The sequence below is a fragment of the Oceanobacillus sp. CF4.6 genome (assembly GCF_051262635.1).
Lineage (GTDB): Bacteria > Bacillota > Bacilli > Bacillales > Amphibacillaceae > Oceanobacillus.
The window spans coordinates 1-3,670 of sequence record NZ_JBIMEX010000026.1 but is presented as its reverse complement, the minus strand read 5'-3'; the positions used below and the strand labels follow the sequence as shown (position 1 = coordinate 3,670).

Below are 3,670 nucleotides of genomic sequence, written 5' to 3'. Positions count from 1 at the left end.
TTATAAAAGTAAAAGCAGCTGATACATAAAGTATCAGCTGCTTTTTTATGTAAAAAAAGCTTATCGGTAAATCACCAAAAACTTATTATTATTCTCTGATTTGTGTTTTACTAGGTCTTGATTATGAATAAAGAAAGAAAAATATATGAAACAAACTTTACTGATAATTGATGCTCAATAGGACTTGATAGAAGGCAATAATGATTTTCTTTAATCATACCGGAAAAAGCGTTCGTAAAGTGATTTTATACTCTTACGAATCTTTTTTAATCAATGTTATTATAAATAATATAGAGTTAATTTAGTTTACTTCAACAGTTATCGGTAATCATTTGCAAAGGGGTCAAATAAAGTTAAACTATCATTTTTCCATAAATGAGGTGAAATGATGAATGAAGGCGTCTCTAATTACGATGGTTTATTTTATGTGGCTGTTTTTGTTTCGGAAAGTATGTTTGTAGATATTCTCTTCTTATGGGAAGGAGTAGCTCAATCGCATCTCAAGCCCATATATTTAGGAAACGTTTTATTGAGTAGTCTCTTTCTAATTGTATAACTGTTATTTTGCGAACTAATATATCCTTATTAATAAGTTACTCCTCAAGCTGATATCGTTAATGGGATCAAAGTTAAAATAAGTATATAGGAATAAAAGGAGCTTTTATGAAAAACCATTACAATAGTGAACTGATTGAAAGTAGGAGTTCACTTATTGGGTTGGCAAATAAAACAAGGATTATTATTTACGCGGATAATGAAGAGATTTATGCAGATAGATCAGAACCCTTGTTTAAGAAGGGAAACTTCTACTTGATTGCAAAAGAAGGAGAGGAACTTTTAGGATGGATCCTCTTAGGTACTACGAAAGATCAGTTTACCGATCAGACGCAAGGATTCATCTATGAACTATTCGTTCTCGAAGAATTCAGCTGCTCGATTATATGAAAAGGTCAGCTTTAAGATGGGAACAGTAAGCATGAAATTGAATTAAAAACTATGTTGAATGCAACTTAGTTTTAGTTATGTTACATTCAACAAAATATTTATGATAACGAGAAAAGTATAGAATACGGTAGGTGAATTCAATATCACTTTTGCTTCAAGCTTCAAATTGTTTGCTATTGTCTACGGATCAGAAGAAATCGGAAAGTCTCTGGCGGAACGACCCATGCTATAAATTCATGTATTCACTGAAGGGGGTCCATGAACTATCAAAGCACACGAAATGAGCTTTCAATAAATGAAAATGAGTTTATGGTTTTCAATCCACATGACGAACATAAAGTTGGATCGGTCTTTTCTTAACGAGGCTACCGCATCGATTTCAGTTGTACGGGACGACTTTTTCTTTGCTCAAAGCATACCCTCTTATTGAGCGGTGGGTCCAATTTGTTCAGCAGTACATGTTGCTGAAGGGCAAAATGGAAGCCGGTCTTCTGAAGTGTTTTTAGAACACAGCTTAGCTCAACTAAGTCTATTGTTGGTCAATACAACGATTGGGACACATACCACTGATTTGATTACTCACCCTTTTCGCTCCGTGCAGCCGGCGCTTGTTCAAGTAATGGAGGCTTTAAAAGACGATTATCAGCATGCCTGGAGCCTGGACGAAATGGTAGCGCTACTGGATATCAGTAAGTTTCAGTTTGCTCACCTTTTTAAAGAAAAGGTCGGCGTTTCACCTTATTCTTGGCTCCAGCTGTATCGACTTGTCAGAACACAGGATTTGCTTTTGCATACTCAACGAAACATTACGGATATTGCCATTAGCTGTGGGTTTTCTTCGGTTTCCGTTTACAATCAGTTATTTAAACGCCTTTACGGTTTTCCGCTGAGCTTTTTTCGTATAAACAATTCGAATCAAATAGAAGACTGAGCAAAAGACCATCATGCTTCCGCAGAAGATAAAGAGGAAACGGATCTCGATGAAAGTAGCGAGAGTACCAAATAGCATCAAGGAAATCACATTCGACCCATAGAGAATAACTGCATTAAAACTGAATGCTCGGCCCAATTTATTGCTCGGAACCAGTGTCTGAATTAAATAAACACGGGCAAGACCAGTAATCGGCAGTCCGATAGCAGCAATCAGAGTCCCTAGAAAATAAAGGGGAAGGTTTGTTGCGAGTCCTAATACAAAAATTCCGATTCCCCATATGATAGAGCCAGTTAGATAAATGGCAAAAGTTAGCCATTTCCAGAGAAACGGAATGACTACATTGACGATGATTACACCTGCGCCATACCACCCCAATAAGAGACTATAAAATTCTTCGCCTTGACTCGGATAGTCCTGTAAAAGAAGCAAGAGCAAGCCGACCTGCCACACCCAGGTGTTGAAAAATACCATCAAAAAAGTCGCCATAAACAAGGTTTTAATCGTCACCTCTCTTTTTACCCACAAAAAGAATTCAAAAATTGTTTGGAAGACTCCTTGTTTTTTCTCTATTAGTGCATCATCCTCGTTGAACGGTTCAACCCAATGAAGTTTAAAGGTGAAAAATGCACTCAAAAACATAGATAATCGCATCAATCGAATATAAGTGAATAGTGTTCCCGGAACTCAATAGACCGATACTGAAGACTGGACCCAACACCTGAACACCCCTTGTGACAATATCCAACAAACTATTGACCGTTGTGCGATCATGCGATGGCGTGATGAGAGGCAAAACAGCCCGGTACGCTGGATTATAAAAACAACCGAGACTCTGAATGATGAAACTCACGAATAACAAATGCAAGAAAGCGAGACTCTCCAATTGAAAAATCAAAACCAGTAAAAGAATAATTGGAACCCGAATGAGATCTAGTCGTAACAATAGTCGTTTCTTATTGACGCGGTCTGTGATGGCACCGCCAATTAAACCGAAGAACAGATAGGGATGGCCTGTGAAATGGCGATCACCGTGGTAAGACTAGCCGATTGTGTCAGTTCATAAGATAAAAAAAGAAAGGCAAGCCCTGCAAGTTACATTGCCTAACTGTGAAATGCCAGCACTTGCCAGATAATATAAAATCCTTTTATTTTTCAATACATTCCCATTCATAGTAACCACCTCTTTTACAGATTACGCTCTATTTCTCCCCTCATCTATCCACATCTTGCTATTTTTTATGGCAATATTAAGTAGAGTAATTATTGAAATCCGTTTTAACTGTTTTATATTAGTGAAGGCATGAGTTAACATATGACCGCTTATCGAAAGAGAAGGAGCTTACTATTTCTTATCTGTCTTGGTGTTTTCATGTATTCAGACTTAGAAAGTTAAACCATATCACCAGCCTTATTAAATAACTCTTGCCACTCTCGAAAACCTATGACTTAAAAGAACGTCTTCTATAATAAACTTTTAAAAAATAAATTTTAAAATGTTATTGACTTTTAGATGTTCAAGTAGTAATATATTTCTTGTCGCTAAAAATATTTTGCTTGAAAAAGGTTACAGCGCATCGAAAAACTAAAAAACATAAATACGAAAAAAGTTATTGACTTTAATTCAATAAAATGGTATGATTTAAAAGTTGTCACGAAAACGAACTTCAACAGAAGATAAATAAAGTGTTGACAACACAAGTTTATGTATGTTATGATATAAAAGTTGCTTCGAAAAAGCAGCTCACAAATTTGCTCTTTGAAAACTGAACAAAACAACCAGTATGTCAAAGA

At 36.1% G+C, this 3,670-nt stretch carries 4 protein-coding genes; 2 read left to right on the top strand and 2 right to left on the bottom strand.

Annotated features, from left to right (window positions below):
* The first annotated feature begins 663 nt into the window (after positions 1-663).
* Complete coding sequence (locus ACHABU_RS20590) at positions 664-945, top strand: hypothetical protein (protein ID WP_435766827.1); 282 nt, start codon at positions 664-666, stop codon at positions 943-945.
* A 619-nt stretch (positions 946-1,564) separates the two neighbouring features.
* The gene (locus tag ACHABU_RS20585; protein WP_435766829.1) at positions 1,565-1,876 is read left to right on the top strand and encodes a helix-turn-helix transcriptional regulator; all 312 of its coding nucleotides are present in this window, start codon (positions 1,565-1,567) and stop codon (positions 1,874-1,876) included.
* Here ACHABU_RS20585 and ACHABU_RS20580 read toward each other — a convergent pair.
* Together ACHABU_RS20580 and ACHABU_RS20575 are read right to left on the bottom strand one after the other, a co-directional pair.
* The gene (locus ACHABU_RS20580; protein WP_435766826.1) at positions 1,805-2,518 is read right to left on the bottom strand and encodes an MFS transporter; all 714 of its coding nucleotides are present in this window, start codon (positions 2,516-2,518) and stop codon (positions 1,805-1,807) included. The two genes, ACHABU_RS20585 and ACHABU_RS20580, sit on opposite strands and share 72 nt — an antisense overlap.
* Positions 2,490-2,852, bottom strand: a complete 363-nt coding sequence (locus tag ACHABU_RS20575; protein WP_435766828.1) for an MFS transporter — start codon at positions 2,850-2,852, stop codon at positions 2,490-2,492. Before ACHABU_RS20575 ends, ACHABU_RS20580 begins: the two co-directional genes overlap by 29 nt.
* Positions 2,853-3,670 lie beyond the last annotated feature (818 nt).